We start from the raw sequence: 23,497 nt of genomic DNA on the forward strand, positions 1-23,497 counted from the left end.
TCAAAAGGACTTGTCATGAAAGTTGTATCTTGTGAAACACACATAGTCGCTACGCCAGCACCACATGTCGGTGGTATGTACTGGATTTTTGTCACCTTAAAAACGGCCTGTGGAATAGAGGGTGTGGGGGAGGTTTATGCAGCAACGTTTCACCCCTCAGTAATGAAGCATGCTATTGAAGATGTTTTCGATCGTTATCTAAAAGGCTATGATCCCCATCATATAGAACGGTTTTTTCGTGAGGCATACTCTAGTGGCTTTACCCAAAGACCTGATCTGACAATGATGGGTATCATCAGTGGTCTTGAAATGGCTTGTTGGGACATTATCGGTAAAGCTGCAAACAAACCAGTGTATGAACTCATCGGTGGCAAAGTAAACGATAAGTTACGTTCATATACGTATTTATATCCTAAGAATAAAGAGGGTGATTACGATTATGATAGCGTAGAACTGGCAGTTGAATGCGCTATCAAGGACATGGAAAGAGGGTTTACTGCTCTCAAGTTTGACCCTACAGGGCCTTATACCGCTTACTCTGGACATCAGATATCACTAGAAGCGTTAGATAAATCAGCGACATTCTGCCAGCGTATTAGAGAAGCTGTGGGTAATAAATGTGATCTTTTATTTGGTACTCATGGACAGATGGTTCCTTCTTCTGCAATAAGACTTGCCAAAAAACTAGAGCCCTTTGATCCTTTATGGTTCGAGGAGCCTGTGCCTCCTGGACAATCTGAAGCAATGGCAAGCGTTGCTAGAAAAACCAGTATTCCCATCGCTACTGGCGAACGTTTGACAACGAAGTATGAATTTCACGATGTCCTGAAGTCTGGAGCTGCGTCTATTTTACAAATGAATCTCGGACGGGTCGGAGGGATTTTGGAAGGCAAAAAAATAGCCGCTATGGCAGAAGCTTATTATGCTCAAATAGCACCCCATTTGTATAATGGACCAGTAGGTGCTGCCGCTAGTATTCAATTAGCAACAGCAACGCCAAACTTTTTGATTCAAGAAAGTATTGGTACTTGGGATGGCTTCCACGCAGAAGTTTTACAGGAAAAAATCGAATGGAAAGACGGGTATATTATTCCATCTGATAAGCCTGGTTTGGGTATAGAACTGAATATGGATGTGGTTAGAGCGCATTCTCCATACACAGGAAAAAAACTTCATTTATCCATGGACTCAAAACCATACGACTATAAAGAGCAATCTTGCACCAGCTGGAACAGAAAAATGGAGATTTAAAAATGGAGTATGATTTTATAATCGTCGGATCTGGCTCTGCAGGATGCATATTGGCAGACCGATTGAGTGAGTCTGGTCAGTATTCGGTGTTAATTCTCGAGGCAGGAGGTAAAGACAATAGTCCTTGGATAAAAATACCTCTGGGTTTCGGTAAGACCTACTACAACCCGCAATATAATTATATGTATTACAGTGAACCAGAAGAGGCCTTAGATAATAGAAAAATTTATGCGCCAAGAGGTAAAGTACAAGGGGGCTCAGGCTCTATCAATGCGATGATCTATGTGCGTGGTCAGCCCGCCGATTTTGACGATTGGGCCACAGCAGGTAATGAAGGTTGGTCTTACAAAGATGTTTTGCCTTACTTTAAAAAACTGGAACAACATGCTGAAGGGGATACTGAGTACCACTCGTCTAAAGGTAAAATAGCTATTACCTCAATGAAAGAGGGTGCCCATACTATATGTAGCCATTATTTAAAAGGTGCAGAAGAGCTCGGCTATAAAGTTAACAAAGATTTCAACGGTGAGCATTTTGAAGGCGCTGGAATCTATGATATCAATGCTCGTAATGGTCAGCGCGACTCTAGTAACGCCGCGTATCTTAAGCCAGCACTTAAGCGTACGAATCTCAAAATTCTACACAATACTGTCGCAGAAAAAATATTATTTGATGAACAAAAAAGAGCGTATGGCTTAGCGATTCGTCGAGACAATAATAGTGAAATTGTGAAAGTTAAACGTGAAATTATTATAGCCGCAGGTGCTATTGACACGCCAAAATTATTACAATTATCAGGTATTGCAGATAAAGCATTATTGACTCAGTATGATATTCCAGTGGTGCATGATGCTCCTGCTGTGGGTCAGAATCTACAGGATCATTTGTGTGTTAGTTACTATTACCGCGCTAATATGAAGACTTTGAATGATGAGCTTGGCTCTTTATTTAGTCAGGCAAATGCAGGCTTGAAATATATGTTGAATCGGACTGGTCCACTTTCTATGAGTGTTAATCAAGCAGGAGGGTTTTTCAAAGGCGAAGCTAATGAGACACTACCAAATATTCAACTATACTTTAACCCAATGTCGTATCGGATACCTAATGATCCAAAAGCCAGCTTAATACCAGAACCTTATTCAGGTTTTCTGCTTGCTTTTAATCCTTGTCGCCCAACGAGCAAAGGGACTATCGAAATAGCTTCTTCTGATCCAGCAAAACCTGCATTGATTAAGCCAAATTACTTATCAACTGAGAAAGATATTAGAGAAGTCATTCAAGGTAATAAACTGATTCGTAAAATAATGAGTGCACCTGCTCTTAAAGCCATTACTGTAGAGGAAGTTAGCCCTGCAGAAGAGGTAACGGACGAAGATAGTATGCTGCAATTTTTTAGAAAAAATGCTGGCTCCATTTATCATCCTTGTGGTACCTGTGTGATGGGTCCTGATCCAAAAACAGCAGTCGTTGATAGTCGCCTGCGTGTGTATGGAGTCGAGGGATTGCGCATCATTGATGCCTCTATTTTCCCTAATATAACATCGGGTAATATTAATGCTCCAGTGATGATGGTCGCAGAAAAAGGGGCTGACATGGTATTACAGGACAATGTCGATTAAGTAGGTACAAACCCCAATATCAATAATATCACTTAAGGAGACTAGACTTTATGTACAAGCTTTCCATACTAAGTAACAAATAGTGTTTAAGGGTTTTTTGCCTTTATTAAAATGTAGACGACCTACTATATGTAGAGGCACTATCAATATTTCAAACACCATAATATTGAGATAAAGATACCTAATAAATGATAATTTAAGTTAATGTTATATCGGTTCTAACTTTGCTTGATGTAGTTTGGAACGACGACTTGTACTGTACTGTATTTATTTCCTTAGAAAGTAGCTTCCCAAACCTAAAAAATCACCCTTACTTAAATAGCGAGGATGATTTTGACCATTTAGGCGGTATTGGTCGATACCGTCAAAAGTAGCCAAGATATGATTTTATTATTCCTTACTAACCTTGCCTATTAACCTTTAAACATAAAAAACCCTTGTAGCACAAGTCTTACAAGGGTTTAATCATTACTAATCATATCTTAACTGGTGCGCCCACCAAGACTCGAACTCGGATCGATCGCTTAGGAGGCAACTGCTCTATCCTGTTGAGCTATAGGCGCATTATGGAGTGACATTGTAGAAAAAAGCAGTCATAAAAGCAATCAACAAAAGATAAATAAAGACAATTTATCCTTACTCACCGTTGCTAAGCGCGTCAGTGACATCTACAGCATGATCACCTGATGCATTTTTTGCCTGTGAGGTTGGTTTAAATAAGTCATTTACACTGTTTTTATAACCACTGATATTCTGATAATCATATTTTTTTAGTATATCTTGACCTGTGCTCGATAGTAAAAAATTACGGAAGTTAATAGCAGTTGTATCGTCTGTCAGGATGACACCTTCAAGCGCTTGTTCACCTTTTAGCGCATAGTTAAAGGGGTTTAGAGTGTGTATCTTTTTGTCATTGTTATGCGTACGGGTATCATTATTATGCGCACTGTTATCACTATTTTTATCAGATGCATCATTTATACCAGAACCCTCAGTACTTTTCTGACTTTGACCATTTCTATCTTGTGCCTGTTGCAATTCTGATTGTAGGAGTGATACCCGTTCTGTAGATAGGCTATCGTCATTGGTAATAATCATATCTGTATCAAAGACAAAGTCAGAGAGTTTGTCTTTGGTAGAACCACTACTTGGTACTGTAAGAAGGTCGTTAGAGGGTACATAACTCGCTAACACTTGCACGTGCGGATAACGAGATTCAAAGCTTACAATGATATCGTCCAAAGGTATCTGTAACTTCTCTTCTGCTCGAATGTATAAAACACTGTCAGCAATCTCTCTTGATTCATCACCTTTCGTACTAGGGTCTGCTTCACTTTCACTTGCCATAATTGGCAATGGGTCTGTATTTTTGCGATTACTGGTCCACAACCAAATAAAGACCGCGATAAAGATTGTGAGCAGTAGCAAGATTAGCCCAGCCAGCAGTAGTTTGTAGTCTTTCATATATTACTGCTCTTTTATTATTAGTTGATTCATAGCAACGTTTATATACAGGGTGGTATCTAGCTTTTAAAGCTTTTGTTCTAGTACTTCATCGGTTAATTCAGCCAACATGTCTGCAAAAATATCCGTATCTGCAGAAGGGGGAGATACTTGTTCTTCATTAACTTCACCACTTTCATCAGTATGGCCATTGGTTTGGCGATTTATTAGAGGATCAGGTTGGTGGTTTAATACCTTGGCAGGTGTAGTAGTTTGATGCGCTGCTAACGGCGATTCACCGGTCAACAATCTGTCTTTCAACCATCTAAACCCATGTGCCTCCCACCATGCTTCAAAACGTGGCAACGTGCTACCACGTACTGCTACAGGTAGATCTAGCGTTCTCAATTTCTGCGCAAGGATAGGGTCGCTGATAGCTTGATGGATGCTCAAATAAAGTGAGCTGCTATCATCCGTATAGGGTCGTCTGTTTTGCCATGATCTGTCATCGATTTTCATACGTGGCAGTTGCCACAACTCACCGCGATAATACACGACGTATAAGCGTTGTTTTGGATGGACAAAAATGGCATCAATGGGACGCAATGGCATAATATTAAGTAATCCCGTCAATAGAAAGTATTATTTAGATACAGGTTGTAAAGGCCGATTTAAAAACCGCAATGAGATTATTTCATTGTAAATATGAATGATAGTATAAAACGACACTAAATGTCGCAAGCTTATTATAATATCGGCATTTACACTAGTAAACGATAACCATCAATGGCACACTGATAGCAAATTTGGCAAGTCAACGTTATCAATGGATATGTAGAATTTGCTACTATGATTGCTTTTGTTTATGGCCCTCATGCTAGCAGAAATGCATCATAGTAACGACCATCAAACATGGATTGATGAGTATCGATTTTTGTTTTGTCTGGACGCTTTATAGCGTTTTTGACATTGGATACAGACGTCTCATCTATAAGTGAAGCCTTTTTTATCAATCCTAATATCTCACCTTTATTGCAATCAGATTATTGTCTATGTTCACTATTATTCAGTCGCATCGTACCGAAAACCTCGTTGATCAATTGCTTGTACAATACCAGTCCAAGGATCAGCCTGTTTTTGAGCCTTTTATTGTCATTGTACCGTCAATGGTATTGGGTGATTGGTTGGACAAAACTATTGCTAGCCGTGCTGGTATTAGTACCTTGGTGCGTACTAAATTTTGGGGCCAGTATCAATGGACGCTGATGCAAGATGTATTGACTCGCCATAATGCATACTTACTGGCGCAAAACCCTGAAGCGACAACTCTAAATGTACCCGAAGTGGCGGTGTTATCACCCACAGTAATGCAGTGGCGATTGTTTGGTTATTTGACTTATTATCAGGAGTCGATCGTTGCAGATGAAAAGCATCCAGTTCATCCGTTGTTAGCGTCTTTGATTGATGACCCACAGGCAACTGCTCAACAAGACAGCTTACAACAGGATAAGGCGCAACAAGATGCTCGCATTTGGCAGCTGGCAAGCGATTTGGCTAGGGTGTTTAACCGCTATTTGACTCACCGTGAGGATTGGTTGGCATTATGGTCGCACAACGAGCCGCTGAACGTAAGTGAGTTGATAGCAGATAAAGACGCCTTATCACTGCGCTTTGATAAGTATGCGCGCGGCACACCTGAGTGGTTGGTCGAGCATTATATAGAGTTAGAAGTTGCCCAACGTTTTTTATGGTCGCATTTATTTGCCGATGTTCATCTACACCGTGTGGCACTGGAGCGTACGTTTTGGTCAGCTTTAAAAGGCAACAAGGCGAACGAACGTGCTCAGTTGCCAACCATACTGCGTATTTTTACCATCCAGCAACTGCCACAGACCGAGCTGGACTTTCTACAGCGCTTGTCACAATACATGAATATCACGCTATTGCATTACAATCCATCAAAGCTGTTTTGGGCCGATATCGTTGATAAATCATGGTTACAGCGTCAGCAGATCATTAACCCTGAAAGTGTTTTTTTGCGTGATTACGGCCACAGTTTGCTATCACGTTTGGGTAAGCAGTCGCGCGATGCTTTTGCCATGCTTGCCAATTTATCAGGTAATGAGCAATACGACGATGCACTGGTTGAATGGCAAGATAATTTTGATGATACGCTGAGCATTGGTTCTAATCATGGGGTTGCTGCTGAGTACATCGATGATGCTAATAGCGCTCAGAATAGTCCAAGTTTGTTAAAGCGTTTACAGAACGATGTGCTGATGCTTGATGAGCAATCGACCCAGCAAGCAACGGCCGCTACAGTCTCGCAAGCAGTAAGTAAGCAAATAGAGTCAAGCTTTGATGAAGCTAAGCCAGCAACGGCTTGGTATGAAGATGAAGCGTTAGAGAATAAGCGTTTTGAGAAAGACCGTTTTTGGGCAATCTCTTCCCAAGATAATAGCCTAAGCATTCATTCGTGTCATAGTTTGCAGCGTCAGCTTGAAGTGTTGCGTATTATGATCGGCCGTTGGTTGAACGAACCTATCAAACTTGGTGAAAAGAAACGCCATATATCTGACATTGTTGTGCTGCTACCTGATGTTGAACGTCATCATGCATTGATTGGGTCTATCTTCGTTAATGGTAAGGGTCAAGACGGTTTGACTTTGCCTGCTAAAGTGACTGGTGTTGTTGACGCCGATATTCGCCAGTTATGGGAAGCCATTATTGGTTTTTACAAACTATTGGGTAGCCATAGTGCCCGTTTTGAAGCAGCTGAAGTCTTAGATTGGCTCATGTTACCGCCCTTGTTTGAAAGCTTTGGACTGACTCATGAGCAAATGAGCCGTGGCTGTGATTTGTTGGTAGAGGCGGGCTTTATTCGTGGTTTTGACGAGCTGCATCTTAAGCAAACGTTGGACAGCAATGACTACGACTATCGTTTTAGCTTTGCACAAGCACTAGACAGATTGACCCTAGGTCTGGTCATGCCAGAGGCTGAGTTGAGCGACTGCTTATATGATCTAAATGACGATGAATGGCCAAGCACTGCATTACCAGAAATGACCTTGCCATTGCCACAAGTTAGCCTAAATGATGCGCTGATCGTTGAAGCGCTTTGCCGCATTTATACTGGTTTGGTTGCACGTCGTGATGATCATACACAAAAAATGAAAGCGGAAGATTGGCTCGATCAGATTGAGACACAAGTTATCCATCGCTACTTTGGCGATGTGGATCAAACGCGTACCATGCGCGCCATCTACAACGCGATGAATGGCTTTAAATCAAGTCTACGAGCCAATCGTCACTATAGGCAGTACGCTAGTGGTGATGTCGACAACAGAGAAGTAGAGCAGAGGCTGGCAGGTGTGGAGCAATTGCCGCTCAAGCTGAGCTTTATGCTAGACAGTATCGAAAACGAGCTTGAGAGTCAGCAGGTCAGTGCCGAGCCGACTGGGGTGATTACCTTTGGTCGATTCGGTGCATTAAGAAACGTGCCGTTTGAGTTGGTAGTTATGCTCAATATGGATCTCTCTGAGTTCCCAGGGCGTGACCGAGATAACCGCTATGATTTGATGAAAGCGACCAATGCACGCCGTGGTGACAGAGTCAGTGAAGATGATGACAACGGCGCATTTTTAGATGCGCTACTGTGCGCACGCAGTGCATGCTGGATGTTCTACAACGGCCAAAGCTTGACGGACACTCATGAGCATCTGCCAGCCAACCCAGTGAGTGAGCTATTGCAATTCCTACAAGGCGAGGTGCAATGGCAGGTGAACTCGCTGGAGACATTACCTAAGGATATTGATCCTACCACCGAAAGCCTTAAGCGCTATTTGCCAAAATTGATTAAGCAGTGGTTGGTGACTGAGCATCCTGCACTACCTTTTCATGAGAGTCTGTTTGAAACGGCAATCGAAGGCGCTGATATTTTTGAGCAAGCGTCTCCTGATATTGATGAAAATGCTAATGCCAACATTACTATCAATGCTCAGGATTCCAGCCCTGTCGATATGATTGACGAGCTGGATGCTTTATTAAATACAGCCATGCGCAGAACCAAGCTGGATCAGAAAAAGCAGTTTCCGCCTGCGCCGCTTTGGCAAGCGGTGTTTGACACATTGAAAGGTCGAGTATCTAGTGAGCATAAAGAGTTGGTGGGCTTACCCACGAAGGCGCAGTATGAGTCAATCGCTCAGGTGTTGGGTCAAGGCTTGGGTCAGCTAGGTCAAGTAGACAATCAAACCTTGTCTGCATTGGCTAATATGCTAGCGTTAGATACATTTGTTGATGCTAGCGATGTCAGTGGCATGACAGAGACGCTCATCCAAGAGTTATCTGATAGCATATTTAACATCGGAGAGATAGATATTGAAGGGGCATTGGCGTACCAAGTGCGCCATCCTGCCAAAGCATTCTTACGGTCTCAAAAGGTGCATGTGGTACAAGGTGAAGAAACACTGTCGCAGCAAGAGCCGCTATTTCTAAACAGTTTAACTACCTATCAAATCAAAGATCATTTGATTAAGCAGTTGGTTACTGATGAGAATAAGAAAAATGATAGTAATGTAGCGGCTGAAACCATCATTCCAATCCTGATGTATCAAAAAATCATGCCCGCTGGTGTCGCTCGTCAGACCACGCTACCCAATCAACAAAAGAAGCTACAACAGCAATGTCTAGAGTTTAAAGAGCAGTTAATGGCTAATGGCTTTGATGAAAGCAGTATTCTCAACGAGAGTACGGCAGATATCAGCAGTGTATTACAGCTACTGACGCCAACCGCCGAATATCCTGTTCAGATAGAGCTAAAAAATATACTGAATAACACTGATAATGATTCAAAAGACCAGATAGATATAGAGGGTATAGAGACTCTGCTTAAGCTGTTGCCAAAAATTATTAAGATAAAAGGTTCAGTACCAATATTAGCACCTATATCAATTATTCAGGCGGGCATGCCTTATGCTCAGCAATCACCCAAGCAGTGGTTAAACATATTACCCAATTCTGCCAGTCCTAGGCATTTACTCAAGTTTTGGTTATCACATTTGTATTGGCAAGTGGCCAGACGTACCACTGCCGAGCAAGTGGCATTAAATGATGGTGTAAGTATTTGGCGTTTTAATAAGTCCAACTCGCAGGTTAAAAAGTATGACAAAGCAATTGCATTTAAACTAAGCCCAATTGTCTATGAAGACGCTGTGATTGAGCTGATAAAATGGGCGTTTTTTGGCAAGTTAACGGGTCAAGTGCCTATTACGTTATTACCAGAATATGCACTTAATTATCTTGATAGATATCTAACAACTGAAGAAGATGAAGGCAATAGCTACTGGCCAAAACGTGCCGACTTCTCCGACTGGTTAAGACCTAACTATAACTCAGACACGGTATACGATACTTGCTCGCAGCATGCTATTTGGCAATATGTACTGCGTGACCAAGATTCATTCAAAGCACTATCTGCAGCGTTGACTACATTAGCCCAACCACTGTATGAGCCGATGTTTAATGCGTTAACTAACTTAGATAGCTAACAGTTTAGAATAGTTTCTTTTTGCTCTCTTGCTCTAATAAATAATAATTAAAAGTATGCGCCTATATGACAGACTTTACCGACCCAACCAGTAACATTGACTCGTCTACACAACCGAATTTATTTGATGAATATTCAGATGAGCTGACTTTATCTGCTATGCCTGAACGTAAAGCTGATGTCATACCGGCAGTTGATGTTGATCTGACGGGTAAACACCTGATTGAAGCCTCAGCGGGCACGGGCAAAACTTGGACGTTGACTGGTATTGTACTACGCCTACTGATCGAAGCGCGACGTGCACCAGAGCAAATCATCGCCACGACCTTTACTCGAGCTGCCGCTGCCGAAATGCGTCAGCGTATCCACGATCGTTTGGTAGATTTTTATCAGCTATTACAATGGGTTAATAGCCTAAGTGCTGATACTAGCAATAAAGAGAGTCTCTATCCCAATATACTGCAAGTTATGCCTGAGGGTAATAAAGACGCAAAAGCAGGCAGTAATTCAGACGTAGACGCAAACGTTGAGACAGGAATTGACGATTTAAATCAAGACCTTGCTGCTGATAAGCAAGCGGCGGCTGAGCAACGTAAACAAGCAAAGAAAGACCGCGAAGATTGGTTGGTTAATCAGGCCAAATATGTGCGTTTAGATGGCATCATGCAAGATCCTATTAACTTGCATCTTGTCGGTTATTTGCTGGATCACGTGTACAGTTACCCCATGGCGGAAGCTATCAGGCGTACGGCACTGGTACTAACCACATTGGATAAGCTATTTGTAGGCACGCTCGATAGCTTGGCGCAAAAATGGTTGACGGAGTACAGCAGCGAGACTGGTCACCAGCAGGGTATGGGGATTATTGAAGACAGCAGTATTGAGCAGGTAACTGACAGTATTATCCATGATGAGCTGCGTCAGTTTCAGAGCCGCTTATACTATGAGCAGCCCAAACTCTATGCGCTAATGGATCAGCAAGGCAAGCTGACTGCAGTGGGCGATCATAAGAAATATGTGACTCGCTCGCTTAATTTTATCTCTGCGCCGATTGATGAGATTTTGGCAAGTGATTTTTCGTTTGATGGTTATGAGCGGCTTATACATAATATTATTGAACGTAGCGATGAGCTTGATATTTTCTTTAGACCTGAGGGTGAGTACTATGAAGTGCCAAAAGGACAGTTATTTAATAATAGAGATACTTGGCCAAAAATAATCGAAACATTACAGGATTTTGGATCAGCCGCTTATAAGTTTGTATCTGATAAAAAGAAGAAAACAAGCAAGTTAATTGAGGCTTTTCAAAAAACTGACAATATTGGTAATCAATTCCGTGTTCCTCAAGATGGCAAAAGAATTAATTTAATATTCAACGAGTTGCAGGTCGTGCGTGACTTTAAACGATATATTGAACAAAGTAAAAAGTTGGACGAATACATAATAACTGTCTTAGCCAATCTTAACCGTCATATTGTGCTGGCTGTGCGTAATAGGCTGCCAGTTATTTTAGAAGAGCGTGGCGAGACGACTTTTAGTTTGCAGATGGTACGCTTAAACCAAGCATTAACTGGTCGTCAAGGAGATAAGCTGGCGCGCTATATTCGTCATCACTATCCAGTGGCATTGATTGACGAGTCGCAAGATATCAATGGCGAGCAAGCCATTATGATTGAAAGTATTTATTTGCCAAAGAATAAGCGTAAACAGTCGGACAGTGATAAGCAGGCAACCACTAAGAAAGCCAATCATGAGTTTCTGCTATTGGTTGGTGATCCCAAACAGGCTATTTATGGGTTTCGCGGTGGCGATGTGGCCAACTACAACTATATGAAAGCCCAGTTTGACAAGAGTACGCTTTGGACACTTGATATCAATCGCCGTTCAAATGCCGGTGTGATTAACGCATTGAACTGCTGGTTTGGCATGGCTGATGCAGCAACTGCTGAGAATAAGCTGTCGCAGTTGGGTACTGGTATTCACTACCAACATATCAAAGCGGCAAAACCGGAATATGAGCTGTCTTGGTTTAATGCGTCAAATAGTCTGGATGATGTACTGGTGACAGAGGTGCTTTCTGCTCAGCCCGTGAGCTTATTGCACCTGCCTTATGACAAGGACAAAGAGTTTGATTATGATGAACATGAAATAACAGCTCGCCATATAGCCACTTTGCTTAATAGTGGTCAGACACTTAAAGGTAAGCCGATTCAGCCGAGTGATATCGGGGTGCTGGCACGTGCCAAAAAAGATTTGAAACGCGTTGAAGATGAGCTAGTAAAACTTAATGTGCCGACCTTGACTACCAGTGATGTCAGTATCTTTGAGACTATTATGGCGGAAGATGTGGCAGCATTACTGAGTGCCATGTTATACCCGTATCGTCATGACATGATTAATCGGGTGTTGACCAGCCACCTATATGGATTGAGTATCAAAGACATCAAAGCCATGATGACGGATCATGAGTCAGGCATTACTGAGGGCAGCAATACGCCAAGCGCTCATTCAAATAATTCTAATTCGAAAGACTTCTCAACTAATGAAGCTACTGATACTAAAAAAAGCTATCAAGACTTTATTACCTATCTAAAAGAAGGTGCACAGCGTTGGCAGCACTTTGGCATCTTATCAGCGCTACATTATTTGTTAGATAAAAGCCCTGTGCAGCCGCAAGGTGTTTGGCAGGCCCTAGCTGCTCATCCAGAAGGTGACCGTCATATCATGGACTTGCGTCATGTGATGGACATCTTGGCGCAGTATGGTCTAGGTATGGGTGAGTATGAGTTGCTGGCGTGGTTCAGGCAGCAGATAGATGCAGCGCCTAATAGTGATTGGGCTAAGCAATATCCGCTACCGACAGAGTCTGGCGTGCAACTGATGACCATTCATAAGTCAAAGGGGCTTGAGTTCCCTATTGTCTATGTATTGGGGATGGATGATGCCAGTAGGAAGTCTGGGAATAAGGAAGACTATGGGCTGTACTTATATAACGCGCAACAAGCGCCTTCAGCGCTAGTACAACAGTCGACAGATAATCAATCAACAGGAAATCAGCGCCGCTTCTCACCATTGCAAGGCTCTGCTACTGTCGAGGGCTACTACACCGATATCGAAACACAAGAAGGTTTTGATGAGCTGCGCCGCCTTGGCTATGTAGCATTTACTCGGGCCAGTGAGCAGCTCTATGTAGTGTTAAAAGAGGCCTATAGGAATAACGATTGTGACTTAAGACCAGTGTGCCATTGGTTTGCCTCCGAGGATGCCAAGTTTGAGCTACCTGATAGACTCAAAGGTACCATAGGCATGCTCAGAGGGCATAAAGTTAATGAGTTCTATGACAATAGTTACGCAAGCAATGATGCTAACTCAGCAGGTATAAATGACAGTCTTCAATTGGCTATTACCAAATCAAATGCTCATAAGCCTACGACAGAGGCTATTGAATACGCGCCCTTTGCCGAGGTTATGAAAACCAATTATTTTTATGGTTGGGCTAAGACCAGCTTTACCGCTTTGGCACGTCAGCTAGATGAATCTACACAAGCAATGGCGATAGTGGATGAGCGTATTGATGATGCGATAGACATTGATATGACAGAGTCTTCAGTTTCTAATATTTCGTTACTTAATAACGATGAATCTAGCGAACAAAACAGTGAATTCAGTCCCAAGTTAGAAGATGATATCCGCTTTACCTTTGTAAAAGGTGCCAATGCTGGTACGTTTTTGCATGAGATATTTGAACAAATCGATTTCACTAATAAAGCCCAGTGGCATCAGGTTATTGATAGAGCGATTAGTAGCTATCAGTTGCCGTTGATATATAGCAGTGCGGAACAGCAGAGCCGTAGATCACAAGGCAAAAAACAAAGAAATAGTGATGGGTTTGATCTTGAGTCAATAGATACAACCAAGCATGAGGCATTAGTTAATTGGATTGAAGAAGTGTTGCATGCGCCACTGTTGGCTTCTAATCAACCTTTGATTGCTCTTGATAAAGGTAAACGATTTGCCGAGTTAGAGTTCAACATGGGATTGTCAGAGAATTTCAAAGCACAGGATATTAGTCAACTTTTTCAACAGTATTTACCTGATGAGATAGATAAACACGTCACTCTAGTCCCACAAAATAAAGCACATCTATATCGTTATTTGCGTGGTGAGATTGACTTGGTGTATGAGCATGCTGGCAAGTATTATGTGGTCGATTATAAGAGTAACTTTCTAGGAAATAGCCTAAGCGATTATAATAAAGATACGCTCAAGAAAGCAATGTCCAAGGCAGGGTACTGGCTACAAGCAGCAATCTATCAAGTAGCATTGCATCGGTTCCTTGCTATGAGAATCAGTGATTATACGGGTAACGAAGATAAATATTTAGGCGCTGTAGAGTACGTGTTTTTACGCGGTGTGTATGACCCGAATGCTCAAGCAGCTACTATGCCTACATCGCAAGATAGGGCTCAGTCTAACCACGATAGCTTGAGCAGTAACAGTTGCTATGGATTGGTCACTTGGGATATTCCTATCGACTTTATTAAAGGTTTAGACGCACTATTTGGCCTGCCTGATTAATAAACCTTATATAGCAACTAGGTAGATAAAAATTGTTATAGCAGTTAATCAGATTGATAAGAGATAAATATACGATGAGTAATAATAACAATAAGAGCAAGTCAGCCATTAGTTTACAAGAGAGCTGGGCAAGTAATCTCAGTGATTATATTTTGCTGCGCCGTCAGCAAACACATGTAGCATATGACGCGGCAGATGCAAAGACAAACGATGAAAATAGAAGAATCGATAAGTCAAAAGATAGCGATTTATTTACGGCTCTATTCGTTATTTTAGCGGCTCATTTGGAAGAAGGGCATACTGTATTAACCATTAATGCAGCCGATCATGAAACGCCGCTACAAGGGCAAATTAATGGTGAGTTGGTCAAACTATATGCATGGCAGCAGAACTTACTAGAGATACTGGCAACACCAATTTTTGCGCTGATTGATACTCAGATAAACACGCAACTAGACACGCAACTAAACGATGACACTACAACAGAGACATCACTATTTGTATTACTGGACACTTTGTTTGGTCAGCGAGATTACCTGTGGGCGCAGCTAGCACTGAGTAACCATGAAAAAGAGATGTTGATCAAACGTTTTGATGCGATAACTACGTTATATCATCGCTTGAAAAATAGCGACTTAAATACTTTCGTTCATTCAATCCATGAGCATGCTTTATTTGCTAATGTCAATGCGAACACTAATTGTAACAAAAATCAAAATAGCCTAAGCAAAGACAATCAACCAATTATTTATAACATAACTAAGAATAAAGAGACCCAAGGTTCGAAAATCACATTTTGGCTACACCGCACATGGCAAGCAGAATTTAACTTAGCGCAGCATATCAATCATATTTTGAATCAGCAGATAGTGCCTTTAGACATTACCATGCCTGAGAACTTAAATGACCAACAGATAGCCGCTATCAATGTGGCGAACAATAATGCGTTTAGTATCATTACTGGTGGCCCAGGGACAGGTAAAACCTACACTGTGGCTCAATTAGTTATCGCCTTACAACAGGCGACAGAGAGTAGGGGAGATCAGTCTGAACATATTAGATTTAGCACAGACAGTGCTAGTCTAGCATTAGCAGCGCCGACGGGTAAGGCTGCCCAACGTATGCAAGAGTCTCTGCAGGCGGCTTTAGACGACGCAAATGTAGAACTGCAGTTGCAAGAGGCGAAAACTATCCATCGTCTACTAGGTATCGGTAGAACGGGTAGACCGCGCTACGATGTCAACAACCCACTGGGTGAAGATATTATCATCGTTGATGAAGCATCTATGCTCGGAGTTGAGTTGGCTAATTACCTTGTGAGCGCGGTAAAGCCAGGTGCTAGGCTGATATTATTAGGCGATGCTAATCAGTTAGCAGCCGTCGATGCAGGAGCAGTATTGGCTGATCTCTGTCGCATTCCGCTATTGCAACCTATTCACGCAGAACTAACAGAGAGCCGCCGATTTAGCGCCGAGTCAGGTATCGGTAAACTGGCCACTCAAATCAATCAAGCAGAGACAAATCTTCAAGCTATTTGGCAATTATTAAGGCAAGACGCTGCTTTGAATTTTCAATATGTTAATACGTTACAAGCAGAGGCCATATCACATAACAAGATAGAAAATAGCCTAAGCAAAGAAAAAATTATCTCGGAGATCTCGCATAGTTACCAATCGTATATAGATAAAATTAAAGATTTACTAAGAAATCCAGTAGAAAAATCTGTGCCAAAATCAGTTAAAGATACTACCACTTCGTTAATGGAGATATTTAATCAATTTAGAATCCTCACTGCTGGACACAATGGTGAGTGGGGCGACCACTATATCAATAACTACCTTACTCACGGGCATCTTACTGAGTTAAAGTTACCATTGGGTCAAAATACATGGTTCCATGGACGTCCTGTTATGGTGCTACAAAACAACTATGAGCTTGGGCTATTTAATGGGGATATTGGTTTCTGCTTACAAACATCAGATGAAAGGAGCCAATTAGAAGTGTTCTTTGAAAATAAGACTCAAGGGATAGCTGTTAATTTGCTAAATGAAGAGGTGATAGCCACGGCATATGCAATGACCATTCATAAGTCGCAAGGATCTGAATTTGATCATGTTGCTATTACTTTTGATAACAGCCATGCAAGGTTGCTGAGCAAAGAGCTTATCTATACGGCAGTGACTCGTGCTAAGAAGCAGGTAACGATATATAGTACCAAGCACGCTTTAGAAAAAGCAGTTCAAACACCGACTGAGCGCCATACTGGTTTGGCATTACAGTTTTAACAATTCATTCAAGTTGTTGTCGGCGCAATAAGTCAGCGCAATAAAAAAGCATCCAAATTGGATGCTTTTTTAGGATTTAACTATTTTAATCAATTAAGTCTAGAATTAAACTTTGTCTTCTTTGATTGCATAGATACCTGGCAGGTGACGCAAGTAACCATGGAAATCCATACCACAACCGTAAACATAGCGATCTGCAACATCAATACCCACAAAATCTACGTCAAAATCTGCAACTTTGCGATCATGTTGCTTATTAAGTAAGACACAAGACTCAAGTGATAAAGGCTTTTCTTTGCTTAATTCTTCAACAACTGCTTTTAGGGTAATACCTTCGTCAAAGATGTCGTCGATTAACAATACGTGCTCACCTTCGATACTAACATCAGGCTTGAATTTCCAATCAAGCTCATTAGTACCTTCGTTATCACGATAACGAGTCGCATGGATATAATGCATGCGATGGTAGAACGTAAGATGTGTCAGTAGTTGACCAGCTGGGATCAATCCGCCGTTCATCACGACCATAACAATTGGGTTTAGACCAGCGTAATGTAGATTGAGCTGAGCGGCCAAACGCTCATAAGCAGCAGCTACTTCGATACTGCTAATAAGGCACTCTGAGTTGCGTAAGGTTTTTTCAATTTCTTGGTTACTGATTTGGGTCATCGGGTGCGCCTTTGGTAAAAAGTGCCGCTTATTTTAGCAAATTTTAGTGAATTTGCCCAACGTCATATGACTTTTGGGACAAAATTAATCCAACTTTTGGGGTTATTCTGGCTTTTCTATAATAAATGGACGGTAATAATTGGCCAATCTATTCAATGAGTCATTTGGTAGGTCAGGTAATAGCTTATTAAGTGCCATACTCATGCCTTTATCAATTGCCGATTTGGCAACTGGAACTGACTTACGTTTGATCATGCCTAGCTTTAATGTCTCAGCATAACGACTGATGAAGTGGGTCAGTGTTTCTTCGTTCATGGTTTCGAGTGCTGTTTTAAATTTGGCTCTATCCACATGTTCAGGCGTGATAGCAGCAAAACCTTCAGTGATGGTATTGGCATTTTTTTCTGACAGTTTAAAGCCGACACGTTTAACACCTTCATTATCAATAAAGGTTGCGTGATCTCTTAGAAAATGAAAACTTGGTAACACGTCTTTGTTGTTTTCTTTACCCAGTAAGATATTGAGCAAAGTATCTGTCGCGCGTTCAATCGTTCCAACAATTTTACGCATAGAGGCTTGGCGCTCAGGGTTCGGAATAATCTCTACCAAACCAACCAATAAATTATCAGTAAGATCGCGCGCTGTCTGATGCGTAAGAGCATCGCGATAAGGGTAGTACTCTACATTCTCATTTGAAGCAACGACTTGTTCGGCCTCACTGATTAAAGCTTTTAGTTTATCTGAGGGTACGAATCCAAAATAATGTGCCATTGCACTTCCTTTATTTGTTGTTTTTTATGTCTTACTTGCGTTACATTTATCACCAAATCGGTTATTATTCAAACAAAGTTTTAGTCTCAGGCTCATCAAACCAAATGCTGATTAGTGACATGCCCTAGTTGTAAGATAAATGACTTTGTTGATTGGTAATAATTTTGCAAATTGCTAGAATTTAACTAAACGATAGATGAGCTGAGTCACTCATCGCACACTAATTTAGCATATTTTTCATATTTTAATTCAAAAAGCTTGAACTTATAAGGCTATTGACTACTTGTCTAGGGAGAGATGAGATGAATAGTGCTATTGTACTACTATTCGCCGTTGCCGCTATGCTCTGCGGCTACGTGTTTTATTCAAAATTTATCGCCACCAAAATTTTAGCATTGGACAACAGCCGTCCTACACCCGCACATACAATGAAAGATGGGATCGATTATGTTCCCACCAATAAGTATGTATTGTGGGGGCATCACTTTACGTCAGTAGCAGGGGCTGCACCAATTATCGGTCCTGCTATTGCGGTTATTTGGGGCTGGGTGCCTGCCATTATTTGGGTAGTGGTAGGTACTATCTTTATGGCTGGCGTACATGATATGTCTGCTATTTGGGCAAGTATGCGTAATAGAGGTCAGTCGATTGGCTCTATTGCTGGTACTGTCATGGGCACACGTGTTCGCAGCTTGATGATGGTTGTTATCTTCTTATTACTACTGATGGTCAATGCTGTATTTGGCGTAGCTATCGCCAATATGATGATCAAGACGCCATCTGCGGTATTGCCAGTTTGGGGTGCCTTAGTGGTTGCCTTTATCATCGGGCAGTGTATCTATCGCTACAACATGAATTTGGTCTGGGTGTCCATTATCGGGGTAACTGCCTTGTACGGGCTTATCTATCTCGGCCCTATGTTCCCGATTGTGTTACCTGAGACCGTTATGGGTTTGCCTGATAACGCGGTATGGATCTTGATCTTGTTCGCCTATGCGGCGATTGCGTCGTTGTTGCCTGTATGGATGCTACTTCAACCTCGCGATTATATTAATGGCTTACAGTTATTTGTCGGTTTGATTCTACTATATGCTGCTATTTTTATCGGCACGCCTAATATTGTCGCGCCAGCCGTTAACACTGCATTACCAGCCGATACACCGTCACTGCTGCCATTGTTGTTTGTGACAATTGCTTGTGGTGCCATATCAGGATTCCATGGTTTGGTCGCCACAGGGACTACTTCTAAGCAAATTGATAAAGAAGAAGACGTTCGTTTCGTTGGTTACTTTGGTGCATTGGGCGAGGGTATGCTAGCACTTGGGGCAATCCTTGCAGCAACCGCAGGTTTTGCGACTCTTGGTGATTGGCAAGCGGTCTATCAAAAGTTTGGTGATGGCTCTATCGGTGCTTTCATTGACGGCGGTGCGACCATCTTGAATGCAGGCGTTGGTATCGATATGGTGCTATCACAGACCATGCTTACAGTAATGGCTGCATTGTTTGCTGGTACGACGATGGATACTGGCGTACGTTTACAACGTTATATCTTCCAAGAATTTGGTGAATTTTATAATTTACCCGTATTGAATAAGAGTGTCGTTGCAACGTTACTTGCTGTCGGAAGCTGTTTGTTATTAGCGTTCGGTGCTGGTGGTATCGATGGCGCGGGCGGTATGATTATTTGGCCACTATTTGGTACAACTAACCAGTTAATGGCTGCTTTAACCTTGATGATCGTTACCATTATCTTGTTACGTAAGGGCAAGCCAGTTTGGTACACCTTAGCACCATTGTCGTTCTTGTTGGTTATGACTGTCTTTGCACTATTGATTCAGCTCAAAACCTTCTTTACTGATGGTAATTGGCTACTTATTATTATGGATATTATTATCTTAATCGCAACTATTTTAGTGACGTTTGAGAGCTTGTCTGTACTACGCAAAGAGTGGTCACTACATAAAGGTAAAAGCGGTGAGGTTTAAACATTAACCCATATTAAGTATCTGTTTAATAAAAAACGCTAGCAGCAATTGCTGGCGTTTTTTGTATCATATAGGCATGATAGATCATAAGAATTAAGTAAAATATGAGTACATTATGGAAAATGAAAACACATCAAATAATATAGAAAATGTTCAACCATTAGAGGACACTCAACCATGGTGGCAACGGTTTAAGAGTGGACTAAATGAGTTTTATCATGCGCCTTATCGTCAGACGATGGCACGCGCGGCACGTGATGAAGAAGATTTTTTTATGTTACTCATGTTTGCTGAGAGCTTGGGTATTGATAATCCCGCCAGCTTTTATACATTAGAGTTGCAACCTCTATTTTTAGAGAACTTTCATGAGTGGCATACACGTATGGGAATGGATAGATGTCCATTTGACCACGTCGGCTGCTGCTAACAGTAGTGGATTGACTATATAAAAAAGTAGCTAAGCATTTATTAGATAATGAGACAAAATACGAGATAACAATATGGCATTACACCCTTTACATGGATTGGTAGAGCAGTTAGAGGCGCAACCGATTATATTTATCGGCGGCAAAGGTGGTGTAGGGAAGACCACCACAGCAGCAGCTCTAGCCAGCTACTATGCAAGCCAGCAGCAAAAAACCTTAATTGTCTCAACCGATCCGGCACATAGTTTGGGCGATGTATTGAATATACGACTCAATAATGAGAAAACGGTGATATCACCTTATCTAGATGCGATTGAGTTAAATCCTGACGTAATTGTCGATGAACATTTTACTCAAGTCGAACGTACGATTAAAGCTTATGCCAACCCAGATATGATGCCAAAAATTCGTGAGCATCTGAGGCTATCTAAGTCGGCACCTGGCGCTCAAGAAGCCGCGATGCTCGAATCCATGTGTCACCATTTAGTCGAAGCGGCAGATGCTGGGTATGAACACATCATCTTTGATACCGCACCGACAGGTCATACTTTGCGATTATTGGTATTACCAGAAATGATGGGGGCGTGGACGGATGGGCTGCTTGCACAGCAGCGACGACAGGCCAAACTACGTTCGGTGGCGACGCATTTGGACAGTCACAATCAAAAACAGAGCACGCAAAAGAACGACGTGGCCAATCCATTTGCAGCAAAAAAATCAGATCGCTGGGAGCAAGCTGTATCCGTATTAGAAAAGCGCAAGCAATTGTTCCGCCAAGCAGGGTTACTATTACATGACCGTACACAAACAGCGATTGTGTTGGTGATGACCGCTGACGTCTTACCATTGGCTGAGACCAAGCGCGCTATCGAGCAATTGGAAGATAGTAAGCTCATGCCAGCAGCAATCGTCATCAATCAATTGATATCAACAACGCAGTCGGATGAGTTTTGGCGCCGCCGCGCTGAGCGTCAGCAGCATCTGCTGCAGGATATCGAACAAAGCTTTACTAAGTACCCGCTGTATCCGATTTACTTGCAACAGACAGATGTACGTGGTACTGATGCATTGAGTGCGTTGTTAAGTGCACAGGGTGCATAGATAGTTAACTAGTGATTTATGACTCATGCTTATACAACTGTAGTTTACCTGACAGTGACCATGCCATGTCTGTGCGTAATAACTGAGCTTGTTCGGATTTACCACTGCTGAGCGATGACCATTGCGGTTTACCTCGAGCTTTTTTGAGCTCACTTGGTAGTTTGTGTGCTGGCCATACCGTAATTGGATTATTGTCCTCATCTGCATGGTCACTGTCGTCAGTTAACGACGTTCCAAGACTACTGCCCTTATACAATAACTGAGTGGCATCTGTAGCAGCATGACCACGATGACGTAATGCCGTAAGTAAGTCTAATGCTCGCGTGGCTAATAGCGTCAACGTAGCAGGATCGATATATAAGCGTTTTACCCCAGTAATCCTATCGGCAATACTGCTGGTATTCGATAGCAACCCTCCTGCGATCCCACCTATTGCGGCACCCAATCCCAGTGTCGTACCTAGGGCTGCTGCATCGATACCTAGTCCTAGAAGCGCACCTGCTGCTGCACCAGAAGTGGTACGAATGCCGTAGCTTTTGAGAAGTTCAGGGTCGAAAGGGTCTTGTTGATAGGCTTGTAGTTCAAGCGGTGTTGCTGCGACGGCATTGTCATAAAACTTATAAAGGTTAAGTAAGTTATGCTGCATCGCACGCTCACTTTGCCTGACCGCTTCTTGCATTTGCTGTAGTACAGGAAGTGGGTCGTCATCTTCATTGATCTCGCGCACAAAGGCAGCAACATTCAATAAAAAATCAGCGATAATGATATTGGCCTCATCATACAGCTGAGCCCAGTCTTCCGTTCGACGTTGCATCAACTGCTCAAGCATCTCAGAGTGGGTGAGCATAGTGGCTAGGTTTTTCCATAGGCGCATCTCATCTTCAAACTCAAACGCGACCGAATCGAAACGCGTTGAAATATGCAGATTGCGTCTTGCCAGCATAGTCTGCCAGTCATCGATATTGGCATTCTGGCTGTCTGTAAAATTAAAAACAGGCATCACGGGGATAGCAGCCCAAGACAAAATCGCTAGCTCATCTTTATATTTACCCAATACAGGCTCACGAGCATCTACCACGTAAATGGCCATATCACTTGTCAGCAGCTGACGAATGACTTTGGCTTCTTGGCTATAATCATAGGGCAAGTCATAACTGTCTGCACCTTGAGCAACATCCGCTGCTAAAAACTGTTGTAAGCGCTCAATACCATCACGGCGACTAGCAGTATTATCCTCTAGCCAGTCCATAAGCCCTGAAGCATCTTCCAGACCAGGTGTATCGTATAGCGCTACCAGCACCTCACCAGTTCGGCTGTCTGTCAGCTGTGCTTGCTCGACGTGACGTGTGGTTGCAGCTTCGTTTTTGACTTCACCAAAATATACGTCTCGCAATAACGTGCGTAATATAGAGGTTTTGCCCGTATTAGTATGACCGACGACCGCCAATTTAAGCGGTTCACCACTGGCAATCGTTTTCTTTGTCATCTTTGACGCTGGTGCTGTCGTTGCTGATGCTTCGGTTGATACAGGTTGATTATCCTGAGTAGCTATTGACTGAGCTACTGTGTATTTTGATGTATTGTCTGAAGGAGTGCTTGAAACATCAGGGGTCGTCTCATAAGCTTTGTCCGCAAAGAGTCCCACAGGCTTGTTCTTCTCATGATCATTTTTATTGTCGTTATTCATAGTATAGTAGCGTCTTATATTTATTTATGGCAGAAACACACAGTAGCCATTTATTGTAAAACAAATCTGATTGGGTATCGATTATGAATGCGTATTGTCCATATCATAGATCGTAATCTACGCATTTTTGATCATGAT

The 23,497-nt window shown here is 42.2% G+C and carries 13 protein-coding genes and 1 tRNA gene; 8 read left to right on the forward strand and 6 right to left on the reverse strand.

The annotated features are described in order from the left end of the window. Positions 1–15: 15 nt before the first annotated feature. Together AK824_RS06920 and AK824_RS06925 are read left to right on the forward strand one after the other, a co-directional pair. Positions 16–1,251: a mandelate racemase/muconate lactonizing enzyme family protein gene (locus AK824_RS06920; RefSeq protein WP_057760145.1), complete on the forward strand. Its 1,236-nt coding sequence runs from the start codon at positions 16–18 to the stop codon at positions 1,249–1,251. Further along, a complete protein-coding gene (locus AK824_RS06925; RefSeq protein ID WP_264753475.1) occupies positions 1,218–2,870 on the forward strand; it encodes a GMC family oxidoreductase in 1,653 nt (550 codons plus the stop codon). Before AK824_RS06920 ends, AK824_RS06925 begins: the two co-directional genes overlap by 34 nt. Positions 2,871–3,357: 487 nt before the next feature. Here AK824_RS06925 and AK824_RS06930 read toward each other — a convergent pair. The 3 genes from AK824_RS06930 to AK824_RS06940 all read right to left on the reverse strand — a co-directional run bounded on the left by AK824_RS06930 (position 3,358) and on the right by AK824_RS06940 (position 4,925). Continuing rightward, positions 3,358–3,433: transfer RNA gene (locus tag AK824_RS06930), tRNA-Arg, on the reverse strand. A 73-nt stretch (positions 3,434–3,506) separates the two neighbouring features. Beyond that, entirely contained in the window at positions 3,507–4,334 is an 828-nt protein-coding gene (locus AK824_RS06935; protein WP_057760149.1) for a hypothetical protein, read from the reverse strand. 66 nt (positions 4,335–4,400) lie between these two features. After that, positions 4,401–4,925, reverse strand: a complete 525-nt coding sequence (locus tag AK824_RS06940) for a hypothetical protein (RefSeq protein WP_057760151.1) — start codon at positions 4,923–4,925, stop codon at positions 4,401–4,403. 440 nt (positions 4,926–5,365) lie between these two features. Between AK824_RS06940 and AK824_RS06945 the strand changes: the two genes are divergently transcribed. From AK824_RS06945 to recD, 3 genes are all read left to right on the forward strand, one after another. Next, positions 5,366–9,859, forward strand: coding sequence for an exodeoxyribonuclease V subunit gamma (locus tag AK824_RS06945; RefSeq protein WP_057760153.1), 4,494 nt, complete (start codon positions 5,366–5,368; stop codon positions 9,857–9,859). A 65-nt stretch (positions 9,860–9,924) separates the two neighbouring features. Beyond that, positions 9,925–14,436, forward strand: a complete 4,512-nt coding sequence (locus AK824_RS06950; RefSeq protein WP_057760154.1) for a UvrD-helicase domain-containing protein — start codon at positions 9,925–9,927, stop codon at positions 14,434–14,436. A 74-nt stretch (positions 14,437–14,510) separates the two neighbouring features. Then, complete coding sequence (recD, locus tag AK824_RS06955) at positions 14,511–16,721, forward strand: exodeoxyribonuclease V subunit alpha (protein WP_057760156.1); 2,211 nt, start codon at positions 14,511–14,513, stop codon at positions 16,719–16,721. 105 nt (positions 16,722–16,826) lie between these two features. Here recD and AK824_RS06960 read toward each other — a convergent pair whose 3' ends face one another. Continuing rightward, positions 16,827–17,390: a hypoxanthine-guanine phosphoribosyltransferase gene (locus AK824_RS06960; protein WP_057760160.1), complete on the reverse strand. Its 564-nt coding sequence runs from the start codon at positions 17,388–17,390 to the stop codon at positions 16,827–16,829. 102 nt (positions 17,391–17,492) lie between these two features. Beyond that, entirely contained in the window at positions 17,493–18,161 is a 669-nt protein-coding gene (locus tag AK824_RS06965; RefSeq protein ID WP_057760162.1) for a hypothetical protein, read from the reverse strand. A gap of 302 nt (positions 18,162–18,463) precedes the next feature. Between AK824_RS06965 and AK824_RS06970 the strand changes: the two genes are divergently transcribed. The 3 genes from AK824_RS06970 to AK824_RS06980 all read left to right on the forward strand — a co-directional run bounded on the left by AK824_RS06970 (position 18,464) and on the right by AK824_RS06980 (position 21,672). Beyond that, entirely contained in the window at positions 18,464–20,146 is a 1,683-nt protein-coding gene (locus tag AK824_RS06970) for a carbon starvation CstA family protein (protein WP_057760164.1), read from the forward strand. 115 nt (positions 20,147–20,261) lie between these two features. Further along, positions 20,262–20,573 (forward strand): cory-CC-star protein, encoded by a 312-nt coding sequence (locus tag AK824_RS06975; protein WP_057760166.1) that lies wholly within the window; start codon positions 20,262–20,264, stop codon positions 20,571–20,573. Positions 20,574–20,646: 73 nt separating this feature from the next. Next, entirely contained in the window at positions 20,647–21,672 is a 1,026-nt protein-coding gene (locus AK824_RS06980) for an ArsA family ATPase (protein ID WP_057760168.1), read from the forward strand. Between the two features lie 16 nt (positions 21,673–21,688). Here the strand turns inward: AK824_RS06980 and AK824_RS06985 are convergent, their stop codons facing one another. Continuing rightward, the gene (locus tag AK824_RS06985) at positions 21,689–23,359 is read right to left on the reverse strand and encodes a DUF3482 domain-containing protein (RefSeq protein WP_057760170.1); all 1,671 of its coding nucleotides are present in this window, start codon (positions 23,357–23,359) and stop codon (positions 21,689–21,691) included. Positions 23,360–23,497 lie beyond the last annotated feature (138 nt).

Source organism: Psychrobacter sp. P11G3, assembly GCF_001435845.1.
In the GTDB taxonomy this organism is placed as follows: domain Bacteria; phylum Pseudomonadota; class Gammaproteobacteria; order Pseudomonadales; family Moraxellaceae; genus Psychrobacter.